Source organism: Luteibacter sp. P4_D7_3 (assembly GCF_056401735.1).
In genome coordinates, this window is the sequence record NZ_JBFUIT010000277.1 from 1 (window position 1) to 5,240 (window position 5,240).

A 5,240-nucleotide genomic window follows, 5' to 3' on the forward strand; every position below is an offset into this window, starting at 1 on the left:
GACGAGTACAGCCACTCCAACGACGACGAGCGCCGTGCAGAAATCGAAGGCGGCTACGACGCGTTCGCTGCCGCGGTGGGTACGCGTCTTGGCGAGCTTCACGCGCTGTTGGCGAAGCCTTCCGAGTTTCCGGCGTTCGATCCTGAAACGGCGACGGCAACCGTGGCGAATGCCTGGCGCGACAGCGTGCGTGAGCAGGTGAAGCGCGCGGTGGCTTCGCTCGATCATGCCACGGAGGTATCCGAAGGCGTTCACGGCGATATCGAGGCGGTCCATGGCCTGGTGGCCACCCTGGACAAGCACATCGGCGAGCTGTCGAAGGCAGGCGAGGGCGCGCTGCTCACTCGCACCCATGGCGATTTCCATCTGGGCCAGATCCTCGTGGTCCAGGACGACGCGTACATCATCGACTTCGAAGGCGAGCCGGCCCGTCCGCTGGAAGAACGCCGTGGCAAGCACACGCCCCTGCGCGACGTCGCCGGCTTCCTGCGCTCTCTGCATTACGCGGCCGCCATGGCCCGCCGTGGTGAAGACGGCCTGGCACCCGTGGAAGATGAGGGGTTCGGTCAGTACCTGGCCCGATTCCGTGCGCGCTCGTCGAGGGTTTTCCTGGAAGCCTACCGTGGCGTACTGGACGCGGCGCCCGTGCGCTGGGTCAATGCCGGCGACCTCGGGCCACTGCTCGAACTCTTCATTATCGAGAAGGCCGCCTATGAGGTCAGCTACGAGGCCGCGAACCGGCCGGGCTGGCTTGACGTGCCGCTGCGTGGCCTGCTTCATGCGGCCCGCGGCGACACCGCCACAGAACTGAAGGAGGATACGTGACCGACGCACGTAGCTACGGACTGACCGACGCCGCTGCGGTGGCCGCGCTGGTGGAGGGCCGCCACGGTGACCCCTTCGCCTTGCTTGGGCCGCACACGGTCGACGGACGGCGCGTTGTCCGCACCTTGCAACCCGGCGCGCTCGGCGTCGAGCTGATCGACGCGGCGGGTAAGCCGGTTGCGGAACTGCGGCGCGTTCATGACGGTGGTCTTTTCGCCGGGCACGCTCCCGACGACGCGAGGTACCGGCTGCGCGTTCGCTGGCCCGGGGCAAGCCATGACACACACGATCCTTACGGCTTCGGTACGTTGTTGGCCGACGACGATCTGGGACGGATGGCCGACGGGACACATGTCGAACTGTTCCGTGTTGTCGGTGCGCATCCCATCACGATCGACGGCGTGCACGGCGTGCGCTTTGCTGTCTGGGCGCCGAACGCGCAGCGGGTAAGCGTGGTCGGTGACTTCGACAGCTGGGACGGGCGTCGCCACCCGATGAGGAAGCGCGTTCCGTCGGGCGTGTGGGAACTGTTCGTGCCGGGTCTGCTCGCAGGCGCACGCTACAAGTACGAGATCTGGGGTGCCGACGGGTCGCTCACGCAACGTGCGGATCCCGTCGCACTGGCCGCGGAGCTACCGCCCGCGACGGGCTCCATCGTGGCTGACCCGACCGCCTTCCATTGGACGGATGGTGAGTGGTTGCGCAAGCGCGGCGCGTTACACCACGCCGGTTCGCCACTGTCGATCTACGAATTGCACGCGGGCTCCTGGCTGCGGGGCAAGGACAACGAAGAACTGCACTGGGACGACATCGGCGAACGGCTGATTCCGTATGTCGCCGGGATGGGCTTCACGCACATCGAACTCCTGCCGATTTCGGAGCATCCGTTCGGTGGCTCGTGGGGTTACCAGCCGCTGGGACAGTTCGCGCCCACGTCGCGTTTCGGCACGCCCGAAGCATTCGCCCGGTTCGTCGACCGCTGCCACGAAGCCGGGGTTGGCGTCATCGTCGATTGGGTGCCCGCGCATTTTCCCACCGATATCCACGGTCTGGCGCACTTCGACGGCACGCCGCTCTACGAGCACGCGGATCCGCGGGAAGGTTTTCACCAGGACTGGAACACCCTGATCTTCAATCTCGGCCGTAACGAGGTGTCGGGTTTCCTTGTCGCGAGCGCGCTGGCCTGGCTCGAACGTTTCCATGTCGATGGGCTTCGTGTCGATGCCGTCGCGTCGATGCTCTATCGCGACTACAGCCGCAAGCATGGCGAGTGGGTGCCGAACAAGTACGGTGGACGCGAGAACCTCGAATCGATCGACTTCCTGCGCCGGGTGAACCAGCTGGTCGCCGAACGCCATCCGGATTGCATGACCATTGCCGAGGAATCCACCGCGTGGCCGGGCGTGACCCAACCGGTAGCGCAGGGCGGCCTCGGTTTCACCTTCAAGTGGAACATGGGCTGGATGCACGACTCGCTCGACTACATGACGCACGATCCGATCCATCGTCGCTGGCACCACGGCGAGATGACCTTCAGCATGGTCTATGCCTATTCGGAGAAGTTCGTGCTTCCGCTGTCGCACGACGAGGTGGTGCACGGCAAGCGATCCCTCCTTGGCCGCATGCCCGGTGACGAGTGGCAGAAGTTCGCCAATCTGCGTGCCTACTACGGCTTCATGTGGGGGCACCCCGGTAAGAAGCTGCTGTTCACTGGGGGCGAGATCGCCCAGCCAAGGGAGTGGAATCACGACGCCCAGATCGCCTGGGAGTTGCTCGATCATCCGCTGCATCTGGGTGTGCAGAAGCTGGTGCGTGATCTTAACCAGCTCTACGCCAGCACCCCGGCGCTGCATGCCTGGGATTCGGACCCGCGCGGCTTCCGCTGGGTCATCGGCGACGATGCGGAGCAGAGTGTCTTCGCCTGGTTGCGTATGGCCGACGGTGGGCGCACCGTTCTGGTGGTCAGCAACATGACGCCGACTCCCCGGCATGGCTTCCGCATTGGCGTGCCCGAAGGCGGCCGTTGGCGTGAGGCGCTGAACTCCGACGCGAGCGAGTACGGCGGGTCGGGCATCGGCAATGAGGGTGAACGCCATGCCCAGGTGGTGCCCGCGCAGGGCTTTGGACAGTCGCTCGTACTCAGCTTGCCGCCGTTGTCCACGGTCATGTTCATCGCCGACTGACGAGGAAATCGATGCCTGCACTTCCCGAACGCATGCAATCCGGTACGCCCTATCCCCTGGGTGCGACCTGCGACGGCATGGGTACCAACTTCGCCGTGTTCTCCGCACATGCGGAGCGCATCGAGTTGTGTCTGTTCGATCCCTCGGGCAAGCGGGAGATCGCGCGCTACGACCTGCCCGAGTGCACCGATGAAACGTGGCACGGCTACCTGCCGCGTGTCCGTGGTGGCACGCTCTATGGCTTTCGTGCGTACGGACCTTACGAGCCCGAGGAGGGGCATCGGTTCAATCCGAACAAGCTGCTTCTCGATCCGTATGCACGCCTGTTGCACGGACAGGTACGCTGGTCCGACGCCCTGCATGGGTACCGTGTCTCCTCGCCGCGTGCCGACCTTTCCTTCGACCGGCGTGACAGTGCCGCTGCCATGCCGAAGGCCGTGGTGGTCGACGAGCCCATGCACTGGACCGGCGGCAACCGGCCGCACACGCCGTGGAATGAGACCATCATCTACGAGACGCATTTGCGGGGTTTCACGCGCACGCTGAAGCGTATTCGCCAGAACGAGCGGGGCACCTTCATCGCCCTCGCCGATCCCTACGTGATCGACTACCTGGTCAAACTCGGCATCACCGCGGTGGAGCTCCTGCCCGTGCACGCCTTCGTGCAGGACCGCCGCCTCACCGAGATGAAGCTGCGTAATTACTGGGGCTACAACACGCTGGCCTTCTTCGCGCCCGAGCCGGGCTACATGGCCGAAGGTGCGCTCAACGAGATACGCGCCGCGGTGCAGGCCTTGCATGCAGCGGGCATCGAAGTGATTCTCGACGTGGTCTACAACCACACCTGCGAGGGCAGCGAGCTGGGTACGACGATGTCCTTCCGTGGCCTGGACAACAAGAGCTACTACCGTCTGATGCCGGACAATCCACGCTACTGCATCAACGACACCGGTACCGGCAACACGGTCAACACGGCCCACCCGCGGGTGATCCAGCTGGTGATGGATTCGCTGCGCTACTGGGTGCAGACCTTCCACATCGACGGCTTCCGTTTCGATCTCGGCGTGAGCCTGGGTCGTGAGGAACAAGGCTTCGATCCCTGTTGCGGCCTGTTCGATGCGATGCKCCAGGATCCCGTGCTCGCCAACGTCAAGTTGATATCGGAGCCGTGGGACATCGGCCCCGGTGGTTATCAGCTGGGTAATCATCCGCCGGGTTTCGCCGAGTGGAACGGCCAGTTCCGCGACGACATCCGTAAGTTCTGGAAGGGCGATTCGAACATGCGCGGTATTCTTGCCGGACGGCTCCAGGCATCGGGCGAACTGTTCGATCACCAGCGGCGAAAGCCCTGGGCCTCGGTGAACTTCGTGACCGCACACGACGGCTTTACGCTGGAAGACCTGGTCAGCTACAACGACAAGCACAACGATGCCAACGGCGAAGAAAATCGCGATGGCGGCAACGATAACGAGAGCTACAACCACGGTGTCGAAGGCCCGAGCGACGATCCAGCCATTCGGATACCGCGCGAGCGCGTGAAGCGCGCCATGCTGGCGACCATGTTCTTCTCGCACGGTACGCCCATGTTGCTGGGTGGCGACGAGTTCGGCCGTACGCAACAGGGCAACAACAATGCGTATTGCCAGGATAACGAGTTGTCGTGGTACGACTGGAAGCTCGCCACGTCGGAGCAGGGCAGGGAACTCACCGACTTCGTGGCCCGCTTGTCACGCCTGCGCGAACAGCACCCTACGTTGCGCGCGGCGCATTTCCTGCGTGGCGATACCGAAGTGGCGCCGGGCATGCGCGAGGTGGCGTGGTTCGACGAGAGCGGCGCGGAGATGACCCAGGAAACCTGGGGCTATACCGAAGGTCGCCTCCTTGCCCTGCGCCGTGCCCAGGCGTACGGCGAGAAGCGCGCCGACGTGACCCTCGTGTTGATCAACGCGACGCCCGAGACCCATGTGTTCCATCTGCCGGCACCGGCGGTCAGCTGGCGGATGCGCTGCAACAGTGCGGCGCCTGGCGCGACCGAGGTCGCATGGACCGATTCGACCATTGCGGTCGAAGGGCACAGCGTCATCCTGCTCGGCTCGATCGTCCGGACGGAACCGGCATGAGCGCCCGCTTCGTGCATGCGATGCCCTACGGCGCGCGATCGCTGGGCGATGGGAACACGCGTTTCCGGCTCTGGGCTCCTGATCTGGAGGCGGTGTCGCTCGAGTGCGACAC

Annotated in this window: 2 protein-coding genes and 1 pseudogene; all 3 read left to right on the plus strand. The window is 64.6% G+C overall.

What is annotated here, in order from left to right:
• Nucleotides 1–825, plus strand: a pseudogene (locus AC1DSN_RS17935) (alpha-amylase); the annotation flags it as partial.
• Nucleotides 822–3,008, plus strand: a complete 2,187-nt coding sequence (glgB, locus tag AC1DSN_RS17940; protein ID WP_477331996.1) for a 1,4-alpha-glucan branching protein GlgB — start codon at nucleotides 822–824, stop codon at nucleotides 3,006–3,008. The pseudogene AC1DSN_RS17935 and the gene glgB, both read left to right, overlap by 4 nt.
• An 11-nt stretch (nucleotides 3,009–3,019) precedes the next feature.
• On the plus strand, nucleotides 3,020–5,128 hold the full coding sequence (glgX, locus tag AC1DSN_RS17945; RefSeq protein ID WP_477331998.1) for a glycogen debranching protein GlgX: 2,109 nt from the start codon (nucleotides 3,020–3,022) through the stop codon (nucleotides 5,126–5,128).
• The last annotated feature ends 112 nt before the right edge of the window (nucleotides 5,129–5,240 follow it).